The 23912-nt window shown below is 63.3% G+C and carries 22 protein-coding genes and 1 tRNA gene; 14 read left to right on the top strand and 9 right to left on the bottom strand.

Annotated features, from left to right (window positions below; translation table 11 throughout):
* Window positions 1-117: 117 nt before the first annotated feature.
* From EV664_RS11205 to EV664_RS11230, 6 genes are all read left to right on the top strand, one after another.
* Entirely contained in the window at window positions 118-885 is a 768-nt protein-coding gene (locus EV664_RS11205) for an EAL domain-containing protein (RefSeq protein ID WP_229668228.1), read from the top strand.
* Between the two features lie 72 nt (window positions 886-957).
* Window positions 958-1857, top strand: a complete 900-nt coding sequence (argB, locus tag EV664_RS11210; RefSeq protein ID WP_133495810.1) for an acetylglutamate kinase — start codon at window positions 958-960, stop codon at window positions 1855-1857.
* A gap of 182 nt (window positions 1858-2039) precedes the next feature.
* Window positions 2040-2339, top strand: a complete 300-nt coding sequence (locus EV664_RS11215; RefSeq protein ID WP_133495811.1) for a YggT family protein — start codon at window positions 2040-2042, stop codon at window positions 2337-2339.
* Window positions 2340-2555: 216 nt separating this feature from the next.
* Window positions 2556-2864, top strand: coding sequence for a DUF167 domain-containing protein (locus EV664_RS11220; RefSeq protein WP_308423524.1), 309 nt, complete (start codon window positions 2556-2558; stop codon window positions 2862-2864).
* On the top strand, window positions 2861-3736 hold the full coding sequence (folD, locus tag EV664_RS11225; protein WP_133495812.1) for a bifunctional methylenetetrahydrofolate dehydrogenase/methenyltetrahydrofolate cyclohydrolase FolD: 876 nt from the start codon (window positions 2861-2863) through the stop codon (window positions 3734-3736). The genes EV664_RS11220 and folD overlap by 4 nt, the downstream gene beginning before the upstream one ends.
* A 5-nt stretch (window positions 3737-3741) precedes the next feature.
* Complete coding sequence (locus tag EV664_RS11230) at window positions 3742-4362, top strand: MarC family protein (protein WP_133495813.1); 621 nt, start codon at window positions 3742-3744, stop codon at window positions 4360-4362.
* Here the strand turns inward: EV664_RS11230 and EV664_RS11235 are convergent.
* Entirely contained in the window at window positions 4359-6149 is a 1791-nt protein-coding gene (locus tag EV664_RS11235) for an AcrB/AcrD/AcrF family protein (RefSeq protein ID WP_133495814.1), read from the bottom strand. The genes EV664_RS11230 and EV664_RS11235 overlap by 4 nt on opposite strands.
* A 246-nt stretch (window positions 6150-6395) precedes the next feature.
* On the opposite strand from EV664_RS11235, the gene EV664_RS11240 reads away from it, so the two are divergent.
* The 3 genes from EV664_RS11240 to EV664_RS11250 all read left to right on the top strand — a co-directional run bounded on the left by EV664_RS11240 (window position 6396) and on the right by EV664_RS11250 (window position 10369).
* Window positions 6396-6824 carry a GtrA family protein gene (locus EV664_RS11240; RefSeq protein WP_308423525.1) on the top strand — a complete coding sequence of 143 codons (429 nt, stop codon included), beginning with the start codon at window positions 6396-6398 and terminating at the stop codon, window positions 6822-6824.
* Window positions 6824-7552 (top strand): class I SAM-dependent methyltransferase, encoded by a 729-nt coding sequence (locus EV664_RS11245; protein WP_133495815.1) that lies wholly within the window; start codon window positions 6824-6826, stop codon window positions 7550-7552. Before EV664_RS11240 ends, EV664_RS11245 begins: the two co-directional genes overlap by 1 nt.
* 168 nt (window positions 7553-7720) lie before the next feature.
* Complete coding sequence (locus EV664_RS11250) at window positions 7721-10369, top strand: glycosyl hydrolase 115 family protein (protein ID WP_133495816.1); 2649 nt, start codon at window positions 7721-7723, stop codon at window positions 10367-10369.
* 38 nt (window positions 10370-10407) lie between these two features.
* Here EV664_RS11250 and EV664_RS11255 read toward each other — a convergent pair whose 3' ends face one another.
* Both EV664_RS11255 and EV664_RS11260 read right to left on the bottom strand, forming a co-directional pair.
* Window positions 10408-10698, bottom strand: a complete 291-nt coding sequence (locus EV664_RS11255; RefSeq protein ID WP_133495817.1) for a DUF2061 domain-containing protein — start codon at window positions 10696-10698, stop codon at window positions 10408-10410.
* A 9-nt stretch (window positions 10699-10707) separates the two neighbouring features.
* Window positions 10708-11919, bottom strand: a complete 1212-nt coding sequence (locus EV664_RS11260) for an LL-diaminopimelate aminotransferase (protein ID WP_133495818.1) — start codon at window positions 11917-11919, stop codon at window positions 10708-10710.
* A gap of 86 nt (window positions 11920-12005) precedes the next feature.
* Between EV664_RS11260 and EV664_RS11265 the strand changes: the two genes are divergently transcribed.
* The 4 genes from EV664_RS11265 to murA all read left to right on the top strand — a co-directional run bounded on the left by EV664_RS11265 (window position 12006) and on the right by murA (window position 16886).
* Window positions 12006-13763 (top strand): PHA/PHB synthase family protein, encoded by a 1758-nt coding sequence (locus EV664_RS11265; protein WP_133495819.1) that lies wholly within the window; start codon window positions 12006-12008, stop codon window positions 13761-13763.
* Between the two features lie 111 nt (window positions 13764-13874).
* Window positions 13875-14765, top strand: a complete 891-nt coding sequence (locus EV664_RS11270) for a phasin family protein (RefSeq protein WP_133495820.1) — start codon at window positions 13875-13877, stop codon at window positions 14763-14765.
* 236 nt (window positions 14766-15001) lie between these two features.
* Window positions 15002-15328, top strand: coding sequence for an ATP-dependent Clp protease adapter ClpS (gene clpS, locus EV664_RS11275; protein WP_133495920.1), 327 nt, complete (start codon window positions 15002-15004; stop codon window positions 15326-15328).
* Between the two features lie 274 nt (window positions 15329-15602).
* Complete coding sequence (gene murA, locus EV664_RS11280; protein ID WP_133495821.1) at window positions 15603-16886, top strand: UDP-N-acetylglucosamine 1-carboxyvinyltransferase; 1284 nt, start codon at window positions 15603-15605, stop codon at window positions 16884-16886.
* Between the two features lie 28 nt (window positions 16887-16914).
* Here murA and EV664_RS11285 read toward each other — a convergent pair whose 3' ends face one another.
* The 6 genes from EV664_RS11285 to EV664_RS11310 form a co-directional block, all read right to left on the bottom strand.
* Window positions 16915-17481, bottom strand: a complete 567-nt coding sequence (locus EV664_RS11285) for a hypothetical protein (protein ID WP_133495822.1) — start codon at window positions 17479-17481, stop codon at window positions 16915-16917.
* Window positions 17482-17546: 65 nt separating this feature from the next.
* The gene (locus EV664_RS11290) at window positions 17547-18806 is read right to left on the bottom strand and encodes an adenosylmethionine--8-amino-7-oxononanoate transaminase (protein ID WP_133495823.1); all 1260 of its coding nucleotides are present in this window, start codon (window positions 18804-18806) and stop codon (window positions 17547-17549) included.
* On the bottom strand, window positions 18803-19417 hold the full coding sequence (bioD, locus tag EV664_RS11295) for a dethiobiotin synthase (RefSeq protein WP_133495824.1): 615 nt from the start codon (window positions 19415-19417) through the stop codon (window positions 18803-18805). Before bioD ends, EV664_RS11290 begins: the two co-directional genes overlap by 4 nt.
* The gene (locus EV664_RS11300; RefSeq protein ID WP_133495825.1) at window positions 19414-20538 is read right to left on the bottom strand and encodes an 8-amino-7-oxononanoate synthase; all 1125 of its coding nucleotides are present in this window, start codon (window positions 20536-20538) and stop codon (window positions 19414-19416) included. Before EV664_RS11300 ends, bioD begins: the two co-directional genes overlap by 4 nt.
* 111 nt (window positions 20539-20649) lie before the next feature.
* Window positions 20650-20724: transfer RNA gene (locus EV664_RS11305), tRNA-Thr, on the bottom strand.
* Between the two features lie 285 nt (window positions 20725-21009).
* Window positions 21010-22815, bottom strand: coding sequence for an aminopeptidase P family protein (locus tag EV664_RS11310; RefSeq protein WP_133495826.1), 1806 nt, complete (start codon window positions 22813-22815; stop codon window positions 21010-21012).
* A 312-nt stretch (window positions 22816-23127) separates the two neighbouring features.
* Between EV664_RS11310 and EV664_RS11315 the strand changes: the two genes are divergently transcribed.
* On the top strand, window positions 23128-23847 hold the full coding sequence (locus tag EV664_RS11315) for a Crp/Fnr family transcriptional regulator (protein ID WP_162848826.1): 720 nt from the start codon (window positions 23128-23130) through the stop codon (window positions 23845-23847).
* Window positions 23848-23912: the final 65 nt, after the last annotated feature.

Consider the following 23912-nt stretch of genomic DNA (forward strand, 5'->3'; position numbering starts at 1 on the left):
CTGTTTTATCGCTTTCACCTATGATATTGATTGAAGTTAACGAAATAATTCGCAAATTCTCAATGATCCGAGCGCCGTTCATTCTATAATGGTCGTTTGTCGATGCGGAGATGCAGAATGGCGACCAGATGTCAGGGATGCCGTTCCGAACGGCTTGATTTCGGCCTTGCAATGGCATTTCAGCCGATCGTCGATGTCGAGGCGCAGCGTGTATTCGCGTTCGAGGCGCTCGCGCGCGGTGAAGGCGGCGAGCCCGCGAGCGAAATATTGGCGCGCGTCACCCCCGACAATCGCTATGCCTTCGATCAGCAATGCCGGGTGGCCGCTATTCAGGGCGCGGTGGAGGCGGGAATTCTGGGCAGCGACGCACGGCTGTCGATCAATTTCCTTCCCAACGCAGTATATTCGCCGCTTGCCTGTATCCAGCTCACTCTGAAAACGGCGGGCGAGACCGGCTTTCCGGCCGATCGGCTGATCTTCGAATTCACCGAAAATGAGGAGATCGTGGATTCGGCGCATGTGCAGAATATCATCGAAAGCTATTCGCGCATGGGCTTTACCACCGGAATCGACGATTTCGGTGCCGGTCATGCGGGGCTTGGCCTGCTCGCACGGTTTCAGACCGATCTGATCAAGCTCGATATGGAACTGATCCGCGATATTGACGCGAGCATTCCCAAAAGGCGGATTGTCGAGGGCGTGATCGGCATTGCGCGTTCGCTGAACCTTATGGTCATCGCCGAGGGGGTGGAGACGGCGGGTGAATATCATGCGCTTCGCGACCTCGGCATTCGCTATATACAGGGCTATCTGCTCGCCCGACCGGGATTTCGCAGCCTGCCCGATTTCACGCTGCCCGATCCGCCCCAGGTCGAAGTTATCTGAACGCGCGGCGATTGCAGCGGCGACACCGGTTCTTGCTTGGGGCTTTGCCACTGTGCCGCTAAAGCAGCGCGCATGACCGACCATACTCCCGATCCGGCGATGCTCGCCAAGGCCGAAACGTTGACCGAGGCGCTTCCCTATCTTCAGCGCTATGCGGGCAAGACCTTCGTCGTAAAATATGGCGGCCATGCCATGGGCGACCCTGAATTGCAGCGCGATTTCGCCGAGGATGTCGTGCTGTTGAAAGCGGTCGGCATCAACCCGGTGGTGGTGCATGGCGGCGGCCCGCAAATCGGGCGGATGCTGAAACAGCTTGGCGTCGAAAGCGAATTTATCGACGGGCTTCGCGTCACCGATCTGGAAACCGCGAAGGTTGCCGAAATGGTGCTGTCGGGCGCGATCAACAAGGAAATCGTCGCCTGGATCGGTCAGGCGGGCGGGCGCGCAGTCGGCCTGTCGGGCAAGGATGGCGGGTTTGTTCGCGCAGCCAAGGTGGAGCGCACGACGCGCGATCCCGAAAGCAATATCGAACGCGCGATCGACCTCGGTTTTGTGGGTCAGCCCAAACATATCGACCGGACAGTGATCGATACGGTGTCGGCGGCCGGGATGATCCCGGTGGTTGCGCCGATCGGTATCGGCGATGACGGCGAAACCTATAATATCAATGCCGACACCATGGCGGGTGCGATTGCCGGTGCGCTGGGCGCATCGCGGCTGTTCCTGCTGACCGACGTTGCCGGCGTGCTCGACAAGCAGGGAGAGTTGCTCACCGATCTCGATCCCGCCGCGATCGCCGGGCTGCGCGAGGACGGGACGATTTCGGGGGGGATGATCCCCAAGCTGGACACCTGTGTCGAGGCGGTGGAGGCAGGGGTCGATGCCGCGGTCATTCTGGACGGGCGGATTCCGCATGCGATGCTGCTCGAAATCTTCACCACGCGCGGGGCGGGTACGCTCGTTCATCGCTGATGCGCCGGTCATACCCCTCCCGAAATGGTCGCTGCGTTCCTATAATGAGAAGATATGATGCGGCGTGACATAAAGGGTGGCCCGGCAGGCCGGTTCGTGCGAGGCACGCATCCTGCCTTGTCCCCTGAACCCGTCATGCTGTATCAGTCCGGCGATACACTGATCTCCCGCGGAGAAGTTTTTTGAACGTCCTGCTTGATATCATCCAGGTGCTGCTCTCGCTGCTCTGGTGGATCATCGTGATCCAGGCGATCCTGTCCTGGCTGATCGCCTTCAACGTCATCAACACCTATAATGATTTCGTCCGGTCGGTCTGGCACGCGCTGGGCGTGATAACCGAGCCGATCTATCGCCCGATCCGCCGGGTGCTGCCCGATTTCGGCGCGCTGGACCTGTCGCCGCTGGTGGTGCTGATCCTGCTGTATATCCTTCAGTCGATCGTTATTCCGGCGCTGTACGTTCGTCCGGCATATCCGATGTGATCGGGTGGGGCCGGGCGGGGAGTTTCCCGATCTGGTCTGAAACGAACCGGACGGCAGGGAGAGGCGTACGCTTTCGCTGGCGGGGCTGGTGTCTGGCAAGTGTAACCGGGCGGCCCCGGCCTGCGCCGGGGCGACGCCGGGGGCCTCGACGATTATCGCCGTTCGCTTCGAGCGAAGTCGAGAAGCCTCTGTCTGCGTTTTGAGGATAACGGTCCCGTGATCGCACCGCCCCCCTGGCAGCTTCGCGATAGCGGGATCAGCCTGTCGGTGCGTGCGAGCCCCAAAGCGTCGAAGGATGCGATCCTGCCGGGCGACGGCTATTTCGCCGTCCGGCTTACCGCGCCGCCGGTCGACGGCGCGGCAAACAAGGCGCTCGTCAAATTGCTCGCCAAAACATTCGGGGTCGCAAAGCGCGATGTCACGATCGAGGCGGGGGACGCCGCCCGAATGAAGCGGATTTTCGTGGCGGGCGATCCCTCAGCGCTGGCAAGCATCGCTGCGAGCCTTTATGACCCCGAAGCATGAGCGCTGAAATCATCGATGGAAAAGCGTTCGCGAAGCAGCTTCGCGAGCGGGTGGGGGCAATTTCCGCGGACTTCGCGGCGGCGGCGGGGCGCAAGCCCGGCCTTGCCGTGGTGCTGGTGGGGGAGGACCCCGCATCGTCGGTCTATGTCCGCAATAAGGGCAAGGCGACGATCGGCGCCAATATGGAAAGTTTCGAACATCGCCTGCCCGCCGAAACGAGTCAGGAGGAACTGCTTGCACTGGTAGACCGGCTGAACGCTGACCCTGCGGTCGACGGCATCCTGGTGCAATTGCCGCTGCCGTCGCACATCCATGAACAGACGGTGCTCACCCGGATCAGCCCCGACAAGGACGTCGATGGGTTTCACCCGGTTAATGCCGGACGGCTCGCTACCGGGCTGGATGGATTCGTGCCCTGCACGCCGCTGGGCTGTCTGATGCTGCTCAAGGATCGGATCGGCCATCTCGCGGGTGAACAGGCGGTCGTGGTGGGCCGGTCGAACATTGTCGGCAAGCCGATGGCGCAACTGCTGCTGCGCGAAAGCTGCACCGTCACCATCACCCATTCGCGCACCCGCGACCTGTTCGAACATCTGCGCACCGCCGATATCGTCGTCGCAGCCGTCGGGATTCCGCGCATGATACAGGGCGAGTGGCTGAAACCGGGCGCGACCGTCATCGATGTCGGCATCAACCGCACCGAAGCCGGACTGGTCGGCGATGTGGACTTTGACAGCGCGGTGAAGGTCGCGGGCGCGATCACGCCGGTGCCCGGCGGGGTGGGGCCGATGACCATCGCCTGCCTGATCCGCAACACCGCGGTCGCCGCGCATCGCAATGCGGGGATCGCGCTCGATCGGGACGCGATCTGATGACCATGACCGAATTGTTTGTGTCGACGCTCATCACCTTTTTCGTGGTGATCGATCCGCTTGGCTGCGCACCGATCTATGCCGGACTGACCGCGGGGGCGTCGAACGCGATGCGCCGGGCGATGGCGATCCGCGCGGTGGTGGTGTCGGCCATCATCATCTTCGCCTTTGCCTTTTTCGGGCGGCAATTGCTCGACGGGCTGGGGATCAGCCTCGATGCATTCCGGATCGCGGGCGGGATCATGCTGTTCGTGATCGCGCTCGAAATGGTGTTCGAAAAACGCACACAGCGGCGTGAGGATCGCGCGCAAAAGATTATCGACACGCCCGAGGTGGAAGATGTGTCGATCTTCCCCATGGCGATGCCGATGATCGCCGGGCCGGGATCGATCGCCAGCGTCATGCTGCTGATGGCGCAGCATCGCGGGCTGGAAGCGGCGATCGCGATTCTGGGCGCGGTGTCGCTGATCCTTGCCCTCACGCTTGCCGCGCTGATCGCTTCGGGGCCGCTGATGCGGCTATTGGGCGCGAAGATCGAGGCGGTGATTACCCGCCTGCTCGGCGTGCTGCTCTCCGCCTTTGCCACGCAATTCGTGATCGACGGAATTCGCGGCAGCCTCGGCTAATTGATCTTCCACGCCTTGAACGGAGAGCCTTTGGGCAGTTCGACAGGGGTGAGGAAATCGAATGTCTTGCCGTGCGCGAGCTGGTCATAGAAACCGCCCGGCGCGCGCGAGCGATAGACGGTCGTCTCCGACATGTTCGGGCAGGTGAGCAGCAAGGTCGCATGGTGCCGTTTGGCGATCGCGCGAAATTGCTGCGGCGTGCCCATGAACGCGTGATGCACGTCGAGGATCGCATCGCCGTTGCGGTGATACGGCCCGGCGATCGCGTCGAAATGCGTCGTGGTGATGAGGCGTGGCCCCAGATCGACATGGGTGAAGACGATCTGCGCCGGGATGCGGTTGAGCTGTTGCAGGCGCGGCAGGCTGGTACAGCGGGCATTGGCGCGGTTGACGGTCTGCACGCGCTTTGAGGGCGGATCGATCGGGAACCAGCGCAGCAGCACGCCGGTGAAGAGGCCGCCGATCGCGATACACGCGGCCGCGGTGCCGACCACGCGCAACGCCATCGACCGGCGCTTGCGCAGCCATGGCAGAACGATCCAGACCAGCGCGGTCGCGCCGGGCACCGCCAGCAACTGCGCTGCGGGTCCCGCGCGCACCTGCCACAACAGCATGGCGCAGGCGAAGATCGAAAAAAGTCCCACCGGAATCCATCGCACCGAGCGGTGGCGCCGCCAGTCGAGCCAGCACGCGACGATCGTACCTACCAGTCCGATCAGCGGCATGACTGCGATCGGAATCGCGGTGCGCAGCGGGTGCTGATAGATCGGCTTCGCCTCGCGCACATTGTTCAGCCATAGCCGGGCAAGTTCGGGCGATACGCCTTCGGGACGGCCCAGACATTGCGGAAAGACAAGCGCGAAACCCGCGCCCAGCGCTGCGCCCGCCGCCACCGATGCGGCGAGGCGGACGATCCGGCTCGCCGGATTCCACAGGCCGAGCAGGAACAGCAGTGCCCCCGCCACCGTCATCACGGTCAGATAGACGGGCGTCAGCGCGTCGCAGCGCATCGCCATATTGGCGTAGGAGGTAAAGCCCGCAAAGCCGAGCGCCGTGCCTCCTGCAAGCGTCAGCGCATAGACTTTGAGCTGCACCACCTGATCGCGGTCCCAGATCCAGCGCAGCGCGACGATTGCGCCCGCCATCGCGCAATAGGGCAGCATTTCAAGCCCGATGGTCAGCGACGCCGCGCTCGACAGGCCGATGATCGCACCCGCGCGAAAGCGATGGTCATCGGCAAGCCCCGCCACGGTCAGGCACAGAAAGGCGAGCTGCCAGCCATGATGGTCGATGCGCTCGGGCATGAACATCAGCATCGCGACGGTGCACCCGAACGCGATCATCACGATCGCCAGCGGATAAGCGAGCGGCGCGATCAGTCGCCGAACGGTGAAGGCGATCGACCCGATCACGATCGATAGCGGGATCAGCGGCGCAATGCCGACCGCGAGCCGCTGTGCCCAGAAATCGCTGGTGAACAGACGGAAGAACAGGATAAGCCCCGCGATCGGCAGATCAACCAGCCGCGACCAGTGGATGTTGAACCCTTCCGGCGGGTTCAGCCGATATTGGGTGAGGTCATACCAGCCTTGCCCCGATAGCAGGCCGCGCACCTGCATCAGGCGCATATTGTCGTCGGTGTCGCCCAGTGCGAGCCAGTAGATATAGGGCCAGCGCTGCCAGATGAACCATGCAGCGATCAGCAGCCATGCGATCAGGCTCCATTGCAGCCAGCTGACTTCCACATCCCGGCGCACGATCGATGCGCGCTCACGCCACTTACTCAATTTCCGCTCCCAAGAGGCTGCGGATCGCGCATTACGCGCTCGGCACCCGCGCGGCAACGGGGAAGCGGCGCGGGGCGGCAGATGGAAACCAAACGCATCCGCTCGCTTCGGGCGAAGCCGGGAAGCGTTCCCCCCCGGCGCTCGCACCGGGCTGCGTCCCGCGCCTGCACGGTTGCCCGCACAGGAACATTGCCGTTTCCGCTCACAGGGCCTAGGGCGAGCCACCGGAAAACAGGCAGGGCAGACGTGACCGCGATTCAGCGACGATTTAGCGCCATGCGGCAGTCGGGCGTGCTGGGGCAATTGATCCGTTTCGGCATTGTCGGCGGGATTTCCACGCTGGTCTATGCGCTCGTCTATCTGCCGCTCGTCACATGGGTGATGCCCGAAGGCTGGGCCGTCGGCGCGGTGCCCTTCGCCTTTGCCGTCGCGGTCGCGGTCGGCTTTCCGCTACACAGCATGTGGAGCTTCAAAGGCCATGGCACGCGAAAGCGCGACGGGTCGCAACAGATGAAATTCATCGTGGTGCAGGGGTCGGGGCTCGTCATGAATATGGGCTTCACCTGGCTGCTGGTCGATCTTGGCGGGCTCGCCGACTGGGCACCGCTGGTCCCTGCGGTGACGGTCATTCCGCTCGTCACCTTTCTTATCAATCGCCACTGGGTATTCGGCTGATGGAACGTATCGTTTATGATCGCATGGCGGCGCATGATTCCACCCATTGGTGGTATCGCGCGCGCCGCGAAATCCTGTCCGATTATCTGAAGCGAAATGCGAATTTGCCGCAGGATGCGCGCATCCTGGAGATCGGGTGCGGCACGGGCCACAATCTGCCGATGCTCGCGCGGTTCGGCGATGTTGATGCGATCGAGATCGATCCGGCGGCGCGCGCGATCGCGGGCGAGCGGCTGGGCAAGGCGATCGGCCATGCGCCGCTTCCCGAACTGAAAGGCGTTGAGCGCGGCGCCTATGACCTGATCGCAGTGCTCGATGTGGTCGAGCATATCGAAGACGATGTTGCTGCGCTCAAGGCCATGGCCGAATGCCTGAAACCCGGCGGGGCGATCCTCGTCACTGTGCCTGCGCATCAATGGATGTGGAGCGCGCATGACGTGGTGAACCATCACCACCGGCGCTATTCGAAACGCACGCTGGCGCAGGCGATCGAGAAAGCCGGCTTGCGCCACAACGGGCTGCGCTGGTTCAATTCGCTGCTGTTTCCGGCCGCAGTCGCCGCCCGGCTGGCCGGACGAATTCGCGGCAAGGACGACAGCGACGATTCGCCGCCCGCCAAGCCGCTCAACACCGCGTTTCAGGCGGTGTTCGGACTGGAGCGGCATCTGCTCGGCCGCCTGCCCATGCCGCCCGGCCTGTCGATCATCACGCTCGTGCGGCGTCCCTGAAAATCCCGTTATGTGACGGGCCAGAAACGACCGCCCGAATGCCGGATATCGTTGCGCGGCTAGACCACCGCCAGACTGGCTTGACCACTTCCTCTTTTTCCCGGTAACTGTTAGCGATAACAAAAAGCCGGCGGCTAAGCATGCCGGATGCGAACCGGAGAGAGAGAAATGACCGACGCCGCCGATGGCAGCGATGTCACGCGCCGCACATTATTAGGCGGGGCGGCCCTCAGCGTTGCGCTTGCCGCAATGCCGCACCCTGTCTTTGCCCGAACGCAGGAAGCGCAGGCCGATCCGCGCACTGCCTTTCCGCTGATCCGCAACGGCAGGGCCGCAACGGTCTTCGTCGATGACGAGGCGGATTCGGCGGTCCGGCGGGTTGCAGCGAGCTTCGCCGGCGATCTCGAACGCGTCAGCGGCAGCCCGGCGAAGCTGATCGGGGGAGATGCGGACTCGCTTTCCGGTCCCGCAGTGCTTATCGGCGTGGCGGGCCGGAGCCCGTTGCTCGACCGGCTGGTGGCGGAGGGCAGGCTCGATGCGGCCGACCTTCGCGGCGAATGGGAAGCGTTTCGCCAGATCGTGGTCGACCGTCCGCTGCCCGGCGTCCCTCGCGCGCTGGTGATTATCGGTTCCGACCGACGCGGGGCGGTGTTCGGCACCTATGACCTTTCCCAACGGATCGGGGTTTCGCCCTGGTACTGGTTCGCCGATGTGCCGGTCGTGCGGCAGACCAATTTGCTGATCCCGGCCGGGTCTCGGCGCGACCAGCCCAAAGTGCGCTATCGCGGCTTTTTCATCAATGATGAGGATCCCTGTCTCAGCGGCTGGGCGAAGCGGAAATTCGGCGGGGTCAATGCGGCGATGTACGCGCATGTCTTCGAATTGCTGCTGCGGATGAAAGGCAATTATCTCTGGCCCGCAATGTGGGGAAAGGCGTTCGCCGACGACGACCCGCAAAGCATGGTGCTCGCCGATGCAATGGGCGTGGTGATGGGCAATTCGCATCACGAACCGATGCTGCGCGCCCAGGCCGAATGGCACCGGCACAAAGAAGACGGGGTCCGGGGCGGCGCATGGGATTACACCACCAACCGCGATAATCTGCGCACCTTCTGGCGCGGCGGGATCGAGCGCATGATGTCCAAGGGCAAGGGGCAGCGCTATGAATCGGTCGTGACCGTGGGCATGCGCGGCGATGGCGATGAGGCGATGGCCGAGGGTACGGCGACCGAATTGCTCGAAAAGATTGTCGCCGATCAGCGCGCGATCATCGCCGAAGTGACCGGCCGCCCGGCAAGCGAAACGCCGCAGGTGTGGGCATTATATAAGGAAGTACAGGATTATTATGACCATGGCATGAAGGTGCCGGAGGATGTGACCCTGTTGTTTTCCGATGATAATTGGGGGCAGATCCGTCGCCTGCCCGATCCGGGCGCGGCACCGCGCGGCGGCGGCTATGGCGTCTATTATCATTTCGATTATGTCGGCGGGCCGCGCAATTATAAATGGATCAACACCAACCAGATCGAGAAGATCTGGCAGCAAATGGACCTTGCCTATCAGCGCGGCGCGCGCGCGATGTGGATCGCCAATGTCGGCGATATCAAGCCGATGGAATATCCCCTCGGCTTCTTCCTCGCTCAGGCATGGGACCCCGATGCGATGACGCCGGAGCTGCTCGCGGCGTATCCCGTTGCCTGGGCAGCCTCCACCTTCGGCCCGGAGCGGGGGGCCGCGATCGGCGATCTGGTCACCCGCTACAGCCGATATGCCGCATGGCGTAAACCCGAACTGATCGACGACAGCAGCTTTGCGCTGGGCGGAATTACCCCGGAGGGACTGGACGGCGGCGAATTCGGGGCGATGGTCGCGCAATGGGACGCGCTGGAGGCCGATATGATGAAAGCACGCGCCACGCTTCGTCCCGATCAGCGCGACGCTTATTTTCAGCTCATCGAGTTCCCGATCGCCGCGCTCGCCAATCTCTACCGGCTATATTATGCGACCGCGTGGAATCGCATGCTCGCGTCGCGCAACGATGCCCGCGCCAATTATTTCGCCGATCAGGTGGAGGCGACGTATCGGCGCGACGGCGAACTGACCCGCCGGTATCACAGCATCCATGACGGCAAATGGGACGGGATGATGGCGCAGGTCCATATGAGCTATGTCATCTGGAACGACCCGACCCAGCAGACCATGCCCAGCATCGTTCGGGTGGGCGCCGATACGCCGGACGACAGGCAACGGCCGACGCCGAAATTCATCGATCGCGCCGCGCCGCCCGAGGGCGTGATCGCGCTGGAAGCCGCCGATTTCGCCCGGACGCGCGGCGCGGCGGGGCTGCGCTGGACCCCCATTGCGCATCTGGGGCGGACCGGAGGCGGCGTCGTCGCGCTTCCGCAGGGGCGGCCCGCGACGCAGGCGCAGGATGCGGTGATGCTCGAATATGATGTCCGGGTCACCAAAGCGGGACCGGCGCAGCTGACGCTGCTCCTTGCCCCGACGCTCGACACGCTGGGTCACGGCGGCAACCGCATCGGCGTGTCGATCGATGACGGACCGGTGACGATGCTGGAGGCGAAGCTGGAAGCGTCGGGCGGCGCGCAGGACACGCCGGGCAAGCAGCGCTGGGCACAGGCGGTTCGCGACAATGTCATCCGGCTTTCCGCCGATATGGGGCCGCTCGCCGCGGGGGACCATCATATCCGGCTCTGGCGGATCGACGATAATGTCGTGCCGACCCGGCTGGAGCTTCGCACGGTGGAGGCGTCCGAATATTATCTGGGGGCGCCGGCCCGGCCGCAGCGATCCTGAGCGGGCGAGGGGGGCGACCTGCTCGCCCCGGACGACGGCTATTTGCCCGCCGCCGGTGCAGCGCCTTCCGCCGGCCGGTCGCGATCCTCGGATGCTGAATCGCGCGGCAGCGGCTTGATGCCCCAGCGGACCATCGCCCAGCCGCGTTCGTGGAGATAGAAAAGGAAGATCTTGGTGAACACTTCGGTCCCCGCGATCGACACCGCGATCGTGGGGTTGCCGCTGAACAGCCAGCTGAGCACGAACGTGTCGAGGCTGCCCAGCGTGCGCCAGGAAATCGCCTTCAGGATCGAGCGCGGATGGCTCTCCGTGCCACGCAACAACAGCATCGCGTCTCCTTACCGGTTGCCCGATGCATGCGCCTGATTGACGCCCATGCTCTGGAGATAGCGCTTCACATTGCGCGCTGCCTGACGCAGCCTTTGTTCATTCTCGACCATCGCGATCCGTACATAGCCTTCACCGTTCTCGCCATAGCCGACGCCGGGCGCGACCGCGACCTTTGCATGGGTTAGCAATTGTTTTGAGAACTCAAGGCTACCTAAATGCGCGAGCGCGGGCGGCAGCGGTGCCCACGCGAACATCGATGCGCGCGGCGAGGGGATATCCCATCCGGCGCGGGCGAAGCTTTCGACCATTACGTCGCGGCGCTTGTGATAGAGCTGGCGGTTCTTTTCGACGATATCCTGCGGGCCGTTGAGCGCAGCGCAGGCCGCAGCCTGAATCGGGGTAAAGGCGCCGTAATCGAGATAGGATTTGACTCGCGTCATCGCCGCGATGAGTTCGCGATTGCCGACCGCAAAGCCCATCCGCCATCCGGCCATGGAATAGGTTTTGGACAGCGAAGTGAATTCGACCGCCACCTCTTTGGCGCCTTCTACCTGCAGGATCGAAGGCGTCGGCTTGCCGTCATAATAGAGTTCCGAATAGGCAAGGTCGCTAAGGATCCACACTTTATTCTCACGCGCCCATGCGACGAGCCGTTCGTAAAAGGCAAGGTCGACCGTCTCCGCCGTGGGGTTGGACGGATAATTGACCACCAGCACGCTGGGGCGCGGGACGGTATAATACATCGCCTTGTCGAGGCTTTCGAAATAGGCCTCGTCCGGCGTGGTCGGTACGCTGCGGATCGTCGCGCCCGCGATGATGAACCCGAAGGTGTGGATCGGATAGGACGGGTTGGGCGCGAGCACGACATCGCCCGGCGCGGTGATCGCGGTGGCGAGGCTGGCCAGACCCTCTTTCGACCCCATGGTCACCACGACTTCGGTTTCGGGGTCGAGATCGACGCCGAAGCGGCGTTCATAATATTTCGCCTGCGCACGGCGCAGCCCCGGAATGCCCTTGGACTGCGAATAGCCATGCGCGTCGGGCTTGCGCGCGACTTCGCACAATTTCTCGATCACATGGTCGGGCGGGGGCAGATCGGGATTGCCCATGCCGAGGTCGATAATATCCTCTCCGCCCGCGCGCGCCGCCGCCCGCATCGCGTTGACTTCGGCAATGACATACGGGGGCAGACGACGGATACGGTAGAATTCTTCGGACATACACAACCTCCATGGCGCATGAATCGCACAGCATGCTCTGCTAGGCTATAGCAAGGTTGCAACGGACCAGCGAACGGGATGACGGCATGAACGATCGGGACGAAGGCACGGCTGCGGGAACGCAGACACTGGCGGATCTGCAACACTGGACCTGGGTGCTGGGCAAGGCGCAGCAAATGATGCTGGAGCATGGCATCCACACGATGGGCGATTTTCCGCCGTCGGACTGGGAAAAGATGAACGTGCCGGGCTGGGGCGATCCGGGTGACTTTGTTCGGGCGAGCGCCGATTTCTGGTCCGATACGATGAAATTATGGCAGCGTTTTCTTGATCCCGCTACGCCCGATACGCGGGGCGAGCGGCCCGAACATGCCCGCGACAAACGCTTTCGCGCGCCGCAATGGCGCGAAGAACCGTTGTTCGACTTTATCCGGCAAAGCTATTTCCTGATCGCCGACCATATGCTGAAGGGTGTGGACGCGTTGCCCGGCATGGATTCGCGGCAGAAAGAGCGCATCCGCTTCGCCACCAAAAGCTTTGTCGATGCGATGAGCCCCACCAATTTCGCCGCGACCAACCCACAGGTTATTGAACGAATCGTCGAAACGCGCGGCGAAAATCTGCTGAAAGGCCTGCAGAATATGCTGTCCGACCTCAGCAAGGGGCAGCTTACCCAATCGGCCACCGACGCATTCAGGCTGGGCGAGAATATCGCCGCCACGCCGGGCAAGGTGGTGCATCGAACGCCGCTATACGAGCTGATTCAATATGCGCCGACCACCGAAACGGTGGCGAAGACGCCGCTGATCATCTTTCCGCCATGGATCAACCGCTTCTATATTCTCGACCTGTCACCCGAAAAAAGCTTCATCAAATGGGCGGTGGATCAGGGGATCAGCGTCTTCGTCGTGTCGTGGAAATCGGCGGATGCGAGCATCGCCGGTATCGGCTGGGACGGGTATGTCGAAAAGGGACAGATCGATGCCATCGATACGGTGCGCGCGCTGCTGAAGGTCGATAGCGTCAATGTCATCGGCTATTGCGTGGCGGGAACCGCGCTCGCCGCGACGCTCGCTGTGCTTGCCGCGCGGGGCGAAGCGGCGAAGGTGGCGAGCGCGACCTTCTTCACCGCGCAGGTCGATTTCGCGCAGGCGGGCGATCTGTCGCTGTTCGTGGACGACGAGCAGCTGGCGGTGATCGAATCGCTCAATACCGACGGCTATCTCGACGGGCGGTTCATGGCGGCGACGTTCAATCTGCTGCGCGGGCGCGATCTGATCTGGAACTATGTCACCAATAATTATCTGCTGGGCGAAGATTATGCGCCGTTCGACCTGCTATATTGGAATGCCGATGTCACCAATCTGCCGGGGCAATGGCATCTCGATTATCTGCGCGATCTTTACCGCGACAATATGCTGGTGCGACCGGGCGCAATGAAAATCGCGGGCGAGCGGATCGACCTCACCACGATCAAAACCCCGGCCTATGTGCAGGCGGGGCGTGAGGATCATATCGCCCCGGCGGAAAGCGTGTGGAAGATGACCGAGCATCTTTCGGGGCCGATCCGCTTCGTGCTGGCGGGGTCAGGGCATATTGCGGGCGTGGTGAACCCGCCTGCGGCCAGGAAATATCAATATTGGACCAATCCGGAGTCCACCGAAAGCCTGACCGCCTTTATGGATGGGGCGAAGGAACATCCGGGCAGCTGGTGGCCCGACTGGCGCGAATGGATCGCCGGTTTTTCGGGCGGTGAGGTGAAGGCGAACGGGGCGCGCATGCCGGGATCGGGGCGTCGCAAAACGCTGGGCGATGCGCCGGGAAGCTATGTCCGGCAACGCTGATATTCCGTAGCGGCATTCGCCAATATTGCGATTTTGTTGCACTGCACAAGAGTCTTGTGCAAGCCCCGCGAATCATGTATGTTGCACCGCAACAAACATAGGAGGATTCGCATGGCCAGCCAGGATCGGAAGACCGGCGCCAAATCCACGCCCGCTAAAACCGCTCCATTTGCCAAAGGTGCTGCCGCCAAACCGGCTGCGGCGCGACCGTCCTCGACCGGCGGTACAGGCGCAGCGGCGAAGGCCGAAGCGAAGCCGGTAGCGGCTAAGGTGCCGGTGAAAGCGAAAGCGGCTCCGGCGCCTGCGAAGCAGACGCCCGCGCCCGCTCCCGCTCCCGCACCGGCTGCGCAAACGCCGCCCAAGGCAGAAATCGCCGGGGTTGAGCAGCGCGCAAAGGTAGCGGAGCCGGTGACAAAATTGCCCGAGCCCGCACCGGCGGCGAGCCGGAGCGAGCCCCCGGAACCTTCGAAACCCAACCCGGCGAACGCCGCCGAAACGGCCGCCGCCACCCCCAGCCAGATCGCCGCCGAGACTCTGGCACCCGCAAGCGAGGAAGTCGAAACCATGGAAAACACCGTCAACGAAACGATCAGCAAGTCGCAGAACATGTTCGCGGACATGAGCGCGCGTGCCAAGGGTGCGATGGAGAAGAATATGAAGATGGCCGAAGAAATGAACGATTTCGCCAAGGGCAATGTCGAAGCGATGGTCGAAAGCGGCAAGATCACCGCCAAGGGCCTCGAATCGATCGGCCAGGATGCTGCCGAATATGGCCGCAGCTCGTTCGAGCACATGACCGCCACCATGAAGAACATCGCGCAGATCAAGTCGCCGACCGAGCTTTTCAAGCTGCAGAGCGATTTCGTTCGCGGCGCGTTCGACTCCTATGTCGCTCAGGCATCGAAGCAGACCGAAGCGATGCTGAAGCTCGCCGGTGACGCTGCTCAGCCGCTGTCGAGCCGCTTCGCGGTCGCAGCCGACAAGGCGAAGTCGGTAGCCTGAATTCGCGGTTTTGGTGCCCTTCGGGGCTTCGAACGTGATCAGGACGGATAAAAAGGGGCGGCTGCGCGATCGCGTAGCCGCCCTTTTTATCGGCGGAACCGGGGCGCATCCGGGCGCGTCGTTCATGCTGTCGGGGATGAAACGACATTCGAACCGCTATCCCCCCTTGTCCTTCCCCCGCTTCATGCCATATTTTGTTGGACGTTATGGATTCCATTCACGAATTCCTGATCCGCATGAGCGACGAAGATGGCGAAGACGGCGATGAAAACGCGGTCGGTATCGCCACGCGGACGCGTACGCGGACCAAAAAGCCCACCCCCTATCGCGTGTTGTTGTTGAACGACGATTATACGCCGATGGAATTCGTCGTGCTGGTGCTGCAGCGCTTTTTCCGGATGAGCATCGAGGATGCGACCCGGGTGATGCTCCAGGTGCATCAAAAGGGCGTCGGGGTATGCGGCGTCTTCACCTATGAAGTGGCGGAAACCAAGGTGAGTCAGGTGATCGATTTCGCCCGGCAGAATCAGCATCCGCTGCAATGCACGCTGGAAAAGGCCTGAGCACCGCGTTTCGGCGCTGATCTCATGGTGCGATAAGTGTAGCCGGGTGACGGTTCGTCACCGCGAGGCGCGCAGCGACGAAGCGGTCCGGAGCGATGGTGCATAACCCTCTGGATTGCCGCGCCCCTGCGGGGCTCGCAATAACGTTGGTATAAGTCCTGCCACTGTCAGGAAAAATCCGGTTCGCGGTTCGGCCCGTTCGACCACATGCCCCCCGGCACGCGGAACGGTGTCATGCCCTTGCCTCGGGCGCGCGAAACGATAGAAGCTGAGCATGGACCGTATTATCATTCGCGGTGGAAACCGCCTTTCCGGACGTATCGCCATTTCGGGCGCGAAGAACGCGGCGCTGACGCTGATGCCCTGCGCGCTGCTCACCGACGAGCCGCTGACGCTGCGCAACCTGCCGCGCCTCGCCGATGTCGACAGTTTCGGCCATTTGCTCAACCAATTGGGCGCATCGACTCAGATCGAGGGTGCGCGGCCCGAGGATTTCGGTCGGGTGATGACGATTCGCGCCGGACGCCTCACCAGCACCGAAGCGCCCTATGACATTGTCCGCAAGATGCGCGCCTCGATTCTGGTGCTCGGCCCGCTGCTCGGCCGCGCCGGGGTGGCGAAGGTGTCGTTGCCCGGCGGCTGCGCGATCGGCAACCGGCCCATCGATCTGCACCTCAAAGCGCTGGAAGCGATGGGTGCGGAGATCGAGCTGACCGCAGGCTATGTGAAGGCGACTGCGCCGGGCGGACGCCTGCCGGGCGGGCGGGTGACCTTTCCGATCGTGTCGGTCGGTGCGACCGAAAATGCGCTGATGGCAGCAGTCACCGCGCGCGGCACGTCGATCATCGAAAATGCAGCGCGCGAGCCGGAGATCGTCGATCTGTGCAACCTGCTCGTCGCGATGGGCGCATCGATCAGCGGGATCGGGACCGAAACGCTGGAGATTGAGGGGCGCGAGCGGCTGCACGGCGCGACCTATCGCGTCATGCCCGACCGGATCGAGGCAGGCAGCTATGCCTGTGCCGCGGCGATTACCGGCGGCGCGCTGGAACTGGTCGGCGCTGCGCCGGGCGATATGCGCGCGACGATCTCGGCGCTGGTCGAGGCGGGGATTACGGTCGAGGAGCGCAAGGATTCGTTGTTCGTCGAAGCGTCGAACGGTATGGGACCGCTCAACATCTCCACCGCGCCCTATCCGGGCTTCGCGACCGATATGCAGGCGCAGTTCATGGCGATGCTGTGCAAGGCGGACGGGGCCAGCGTGCTGACCGAAACCATCTTCGAAAATCGCTATATGCACGTCCCCGAACTCGCGCGGATGGGCGCGGATATTCAGGTGCGCGGGCGTGCCGCCGTGGTGCGCGGTGTCGATAAGCTGGTCGGTGCACCGGTAATGGCGACCGACCTTCGCGCGTCGATGAGCCTGATCCTCGCGGGTCTTGCCGCCGAAGGCGAAACGCAGGTCGCCCGCGTCTATCATCTTGATCGCGGCTATGAACGTCTGGAAGAAAAGCTTCAGGCGGTCGGCGCGGATATCGAGCGGGTGAGCGACGGATAGGGTTGCGAAGCGGGCGTTCGACCGGCGCCTATACGAACACCTCGATTTTACCGTCGCCGTTGCGTTTGAAAATGGGGTGCCCGGTGCCTGCCAGTGCCTGTGCCATATCATGGCGCAGCGTGTCGGCATCGGGCATGCCGGTATAATAAATCCAGCCTGTAATCCCGCTCTTGTCGATGGTGGCGAGGAAATAGCCCTCGACCTTGGCAGGAGGCTGATGGTTTTTGCTCGATTCGATTGCCTTCATCAGGTTGACCACCGGAATCATCGTGGCGAACGGTTTGCCCTTGTGATCGGGTTTCGCAATCCGCTGATGTCCATGATCATCGTCGCCATATAGCGAATAGCCGAGGGTGCCCGCATCGAACTGACCCAGCTTGCACGACGGCTTTGCCTTGGCGACGCTGGCATAGTCGATGTGCAGAAATGCGGGCATCATGCTCATCGAAAAGACCAGGTCGGCATCTGAATCGACACCGGGATCGATGGTCTTTTCGGCGGCTGCTGCGTCCGACGAAACGCTGCAATCCGCCCATGCAGGCGTTGCCGCGAAGAGGGTGAAAATGGCGATCATCGCATCCAAATGGCACCGCATCACAACCTCCTGTTTTATCTCGGTACAGCGTTTGCCTTCCCAAGCGATCCGTCAATGGCCGTCGGCTATTCTATCAGGGCCAGCCCCGCCCGGATCGCATCATAGATCTCGTCGAGCTGTTCGCGGCTCACGCAATAAGGGGGCATGACATAGACCGTATTGCCGAGCGGGCGGAGCAGCACGCCGCGCTCCCGGAACACCGCGGACAGGCGGGGGCCGAGATCGGAGAGATAGGCGCCCGCCGCATCGCCGATCTCCAGCGCGGTGATCGTGCCGATCTGCCGCGCGCCATGCACGCCGGGCAGGTCCGCCAGCACGGCAAGCCGCTTCGCCTGTTCCTCAGCCAGCGCGGCGATGCGTTCGAGCACCGGCTCCTCACGCCAGATGGCAAGGTTCGCCGCCGCCGCTGCGCAGGCGATGGAGTTGGCGGTGTAGCTTGACGAATGGAAGAACATCTTCGCCTTGTCGGTCGACCAGTGCGAATCGAAAATCGCCGGGGTGGCCATAGTCACGGCCAACGGCACCGCGCCGCCGGTAATCCCCTTGGACAGGCACATCAGGTCGGGCACCACGCCCGCCTGTTCGCACGCGGTGAGCGTGCCGGTGCGGCCCCATCCGGTCATCACTTCGTCCGCGATGAACAATACGCCGTAGCGCGCACAAATCTCGCGCATCGCGGCGAGCGTCGCGGGATCGTAGATCAGCATCCCGCCCGCGCCGAGGATGAGCGGCTCGACGATCAGCGCGGCGAGGCTTGCGGGGCTGCGGCACAGCGCCTCAAGCGCGTCGAGCGTCTCCTGTGCAGCGCCCGCGCCCGGAAAGGGGATGGTCGCGACATCGAACAGCAGCGGCGAATAGGGCCGGTTGAACACCCCGCGCGCGCCGACCGACATGCCGCCCACCGTGTCGCCATGATAGCTGCCCGCCATCACCGCGATCCGGCTTCGCGCTTCGCCCCGGTTCGCCCAGAACCCAAGCGCCATTTTCAGCGCGACCTCGACCGCCGTCGAGCCGCTGTCGGAGAAGAATACATGGTCGAGCGGGCGGGGGAGCATCGCCACCAGATCGCGCGCTACGGCCTCCGCCGGGCCGTGGGTGAAGCCGGCAAAGATGATCTGGTCGAGCGTGCCCGCCTGCTCCGCAATCGCGGCGGCGATTCGCGGATGGCAATGGCCGTGCGTCGTCACCCACCACGAGGAAATGACGTCGAGAAAGCGCGTGCCGTCGCTCGTCCATAATTCCGCACCCTTTGCGCGCGCGATCTCAGGGATGGGTTCTTCCAGCCCATGCTGGGTGAAGGGATGCCAGACAGGCGAGCGGGTCATGTAAAATCCGTGATCTGAAAATTATCGGCAAAGGCGCGTGCAAGGCTGTCCGGGTCGAGCGGATCGAGGTGCGGAAGCCGCCCGAGCCGCGTTACCCCGCCGATTTCGGCGATGGTCGCTTCGCTGTCGGGCTGCGCTTCGCCGACAAAGGCGATGCCGAGAATCGGGACGCCCCGCGAGCGCAGCGCTTCGATGCTAAGCAGGCTATGATTGATCGTGCCGAGTATCGTGCGCGCGACAAGCACCACAGGCGCGCGCCAGCGGGCGAAGAGATCGGCGAAGAGCAGGTCGCGGCGTACCGGCACCAGCACGCCGCCCGCGCCCTCCACCACCAGTGTTTTCGGGCTCGGCGGCAGCGTCAGTGCGCTATCCGCGATCGTCACACCGTCAATCTCCGCCGCGCGGTGCGGCGAACAGGGCGTGACGAGCCGATAGGCGCTGGGGAGCGGGCGAACCCCGGCCAGTTCGGCGACGGTGTCGGCATCCTCACCCTCGTCCAGCCCCGACTGGACCGGCTTCCAGTAATCGGCGCCCAGCGCGCCGGTCAGCGCAGCGGCGAAGACGGTCTTGCCGATGCCGGTATCGGTGCCGGTGACGATGATCGCGCTCATGCCAGTGCCTTTCGAATAGCGTCGGCAAGGGTGTCGATCTCCGCTTCACCCACATTGCAGGTGATTGAGATGCGCAGCCGCGCTGTGCCCGCCGGAACGGTGGGCGGGCGGATGCCGCGAACGTCGAAGCCGGCGGCCTGAACCGCCGCCGCCGCGGCCATCGCCTCGGCATCGCCGCCGATGATGAGCGGCAGGATCTGCGACCCCGATATGGTGGCGCCAAGCGGTCCCAGCACCGCACTCGCATGGCGCGCCAGCGCGAACAGGCGCGCGCGGCGCTTTGCATCCGCTGCGACCGTGGCGATGGCGGTGCGCGCCACGGCGGCCATCAGCGGCGAAGGCGCGGTGGTGAAGATCACTCCGCGCGCGCGATTGACCATCATGTCCTTCAGCACGGCGGGCAGCAGCAGCAGCGCGCCCTCCGCACCATAGGCCTTGCCCAAAGTCACGAGGCGGATGAGATTGTCGGCAGGGGCGAGGTCGGCGGCAAGGCCGCGCCCGCCATCGCCGAACACCCCGGCGGCATGCGCCTCATCGACCAGCAGCATTGCGTCATTGGCCTTCGCAATGGCGGCGAGCGACTCGAGCGGCGCGCGGTCGCCGTCCATGCTGTACAGGCTCTCCACGGCGATCCACGGGGTTCCTGTGCCGCCCCCGGCACGCCACCGGGTGATCGCATCGGCAAAAGCGTCGGCGTCATTATGCGCGATCAGGCTGTGACCGCACCGGGCGAGGCCAAGCCCCTCATGCATGCTGGCATGGATCAGCGAATCGGCGAAGACATGGTCGCCATTTTGCGGCAGTGTGGTGAGCGCGGCGGCATTGGCGGCAAACCCGCTCGATACGAACAGCGCGGCCTCCGATTGGAACAGGCGTGCTGCTTCTGTCTCCAGCGCTTCATGTTCGGGATCATTGCCGCGCAGCAACCGCGACCCGCCCGAACCGGTCGCAACGCCACGATCGAGCGCGGCACGCGCAGCATCGGCAAGGCGCGCATCTTTTGCCATCGCCAGATAATCGTTCGAGGCGAAGTCGATTCCGCGACGGGGGATGAGCGAGCGGCGACGGGCATTGGCCGACAGTGCAGCAAGATGGTCGTGATAGCGGGAAAGCAACGTCATTGCGCCATGGCGGTTAGGCGCTTCGCCGCGAACGGGCAATGGTATGTTGCAACGCCGGACGGTTTTCCCGCGCCGGGACGTGCTTGCCAGATGGTGGAAGCGGAAGGGAAATGGTGCTGCTGGCGAGGATTGAACTCGCGGCCTCTCCCTTACCAAGGGAGTGCTCTACCACTGAGCTACAGCAGCAGCGACGGGCATTGCGCCCGTTTCCGTGGAGGCGGCCTATGTGCAGGTGCGCGACCGATTGTCAACCCGGTCTGGTCCGGTTTATCGCATGTCGTATGGCAGACAATAGCGAAAAACAGGCCCGCCTTGCCGAAGCGCTCCGCGCGAATCTGCGCCGGCGAAAGGCGCAGACCCGCGAACACAAGGAAAATGCGACTGGAAAAGGCGATCAGCCCTTCAGCAACAAACACCAGTCGCCGAACGAATAAGCGACGAACAGCGCGCCGCCCAGCGTTCCGCTGCCGATTATGACGTCGAGCGCTCGACGGGCGCGCATTTTTCCATGAGCCATGCCTTGTCCTCTCCTTCAAGGAGCGGGCCGATTTTTTCGATTACCCGCGCATGGTAGTTATTTAGCCAGTTAAGCTCGTCTTCGGTCAAGAGTGCCGGATTAATCAGGTCGCGCTCGATCGGCGCCCAGGTGAGCGTTTCGAAGCCGAGCACCTTTGCGCCGTCGTCCAGCGTGCGCTCGACGATCAGCGCCAGATTTTCGATGCGAATGCCATATTCGCCCGCTTTGTAATAACCCGGCTCGTTCGAACAGATCATGCCCGCACGCAGTATTTCGGACTGGCCCGATCCGGCATAATTGGGTGCGGCAATCCGTTGCGGCCCTTCATGCACGGCAAGGAAGGCGCCGACGCCGTGCCCGGTGCCGTGCGCATAATCGAGGCCGACTTCCCAGAGCGGGCGGCGGGCGAACGAATCGAGCTGGCCGCCGGTAATCCCTTCGGGCCATTGCGCGACATCGATCGCGATATGCCCCTTCAGCACGCGGGTGAAGCGGTCGCGCATCTCAGCGGTCGGTTCGCCGATCGGCAGCACGCGGGTGATGTCGGTGGTACCGTCCTCATATTGCCCGCCCGAATCGACCAGATAGAGCTGTCCCATTTTCAGTTCGGCGTTCGATGCTGCATCGACCCGGTAATGCGGGCTGGCACCATGGCCGCCTGCTGCCGAAATCGTGTCGAAGGACGTATCCTTCAGCAGTCCGGTCTCCCCCCGGAAAGCCTGCAGTTTCGCGACGCAGTCGAGTTCGGTCAGCCCGCCCTTCGGCGCGGTTTCGGATACCCAGCGCAGGAAGCGGACGATCGCCGCGCCGTCCCGGGCCTGTGCCGCTTTGTGCCCGGCAATTTCGGCGGGGTTCTTCAGCGCCTTGGCAAGCACCACCGGATCGCGGACCGAAAGAATTTTGGCACCGCCGGCATCCAGCCCGTCGAAAATCGCCGCGACCGCGCGTTCGGGATCGGCAGCGACTCGCTTGCCGGTGAACCCGCGCAGCGCATCGTCGAACGCAGTGCGCGGATGCACCCGCACGGCATTGCCGAGATGCTGGGCCACCGCATCGGTCATCTTTTCCGGCGCAACGAAGAAATCGGCCGTGCCGTCGGCATTCACGATCGCATAGCTCAGCGCAACGGGCGTATGATCGACGTCGCGCCCACGAATATTAAGCAGCCATGCGATCGAATCGAGCGCGGAAAGGACCACCGCATCTGCTTTGCGTTCGGCCAGCCAGTCGGCCACTTCCTGCCGTTTGTCGGCGCTCGAACGGCCCGCTGCCTCGTCCGGGTGCACCGTCAGCCTGGCGAGCGAGGGCGACGGATGGTCGGACCAGACTGCGTCGATCGGATTGCGGGTGACGGCGACCAGCTCTGCACCGCGTTCGGCCAGCGCTTTCGTCGCTTCCTTCACCCAGTCGCGGGTGTGCAGCCAGGGATCATAGCCGATCCGGCCTCCCTCCGGTGCAAATTCGGACAGCCAGCCCGCGATGCTCTGCTGCGGCACCGGCACATATTGCCAGTCATTGCCGTCGACCTGTTCGCGCACCTGAAGCGTGTAGCGCCCGTCCGTGAAAATCGCGGCCGCTTCGGGCAGGACGACTGCATTGCCCGCCGATCCCTGAAACCCGGTCAGCCAGGCAAGCCGCTGGGCATATTCGCCGACATATTCGCTCATATGCTCATCGGTCAGCGGCACGACGAAACCGTCGAGCCGGTCGGATTTGAGCTGGTCGCGAAGCGCTTTCAGGCGATCGGAATAGGTCGACATGGGCACCCTTTTTCTGTTCGAACATGGTGACCGGCTCTGCCGCGCAAAAAATCGAAACGATGCGATGCACCGGGCGCGACGCGCGGGCGGAGCCGGTCGGATATGCGTGTGTTACACAAATGGCTATGGCAGGACAGATGGGAACCGAAACCGCAGGTTTCCAGCCCTGAGCGGAGCTTCACAGCCTTTGAAGCCGGTACTCTTCGACCGAAAGAGATTTACTCAGGTTAATTCGTAAATGCTTGTTTTTTTTCCGGACGACGCGAAAGTGAGCGCTAACGAACAGGGGAAGAATCAAGAAACGTGTTGCCATTGAACCGTTTCAGCGAGTTCGCCTCGCTGACCGAAAGGGAGCGGCAGCTGATCAACCAGCTGGCCGATCCGCCGGGAATAGTGCCGAAAAATTCGCGTCTGCGCAGCGAGGGGGATCGACCGGAAGCCGTATATCTGCTGCTCGAAGGATGGGCGGGAACCTCGCTTGCTCTGCCGGGCGGCGGGCGACAGATCATGCGCGTGCATCTGCCGGGCGATCTGATGGGAATGCCGAGCCTGTGCCTTGAACATGCTGCGGAAACGCTGACCGCGTTTTCGCAGATCAAGGTGGCGACAATCCCGAATGCCCGGCTGATGGCGCTGTTTACGAAGGCGCCCCGCGTTGCCGCACTGATCTTTCTGGCGAGCCAGCGCGAACGGGTGGCATTGATGGACATGACGGCGTCGCTTGGAAGGTCGAGCGCACTTGCGCGACTGGCTTCGGTGCTGATCGACCTGCATGGCCGTTTGCGCGCGATCGGCCTGACCGAGGGCAACCGGCTCGACCTCGCCCTGACGCAGGAGCAACTGGCCGATATGGTCGGCGTCACGCCGGTGCACGTCAACCGCACGTTACGCGAACTGGAGCAGCGCGGAGTGATCGCGCGGCATCTGAACCAGGTCCGGCTGATCGACGAACCGGCGCTGCGCGCGATGGCGGGCATGGTCGAGCGGTGTACGGTGCGCGATCCGGAGTGGTTGCCCGCCGCCGGCAAATGACCCTTTGTCGGGCGCAGCGGCGCCGACGGGCTTTTCGTCGCCGCCGCTCGGCTCTACATCGCCCG

The organism is Stakelama pacifica (genome assembly GCF_004361835.1).
In the GTDB taxonomy this organism is placed as follows: Bacteria; Pseudomonadota; Alphaproteobacteria; order Sphingomonadales; family Sphingomonadaceae; genus Sphingomonas; species Sphingomonas pacifica.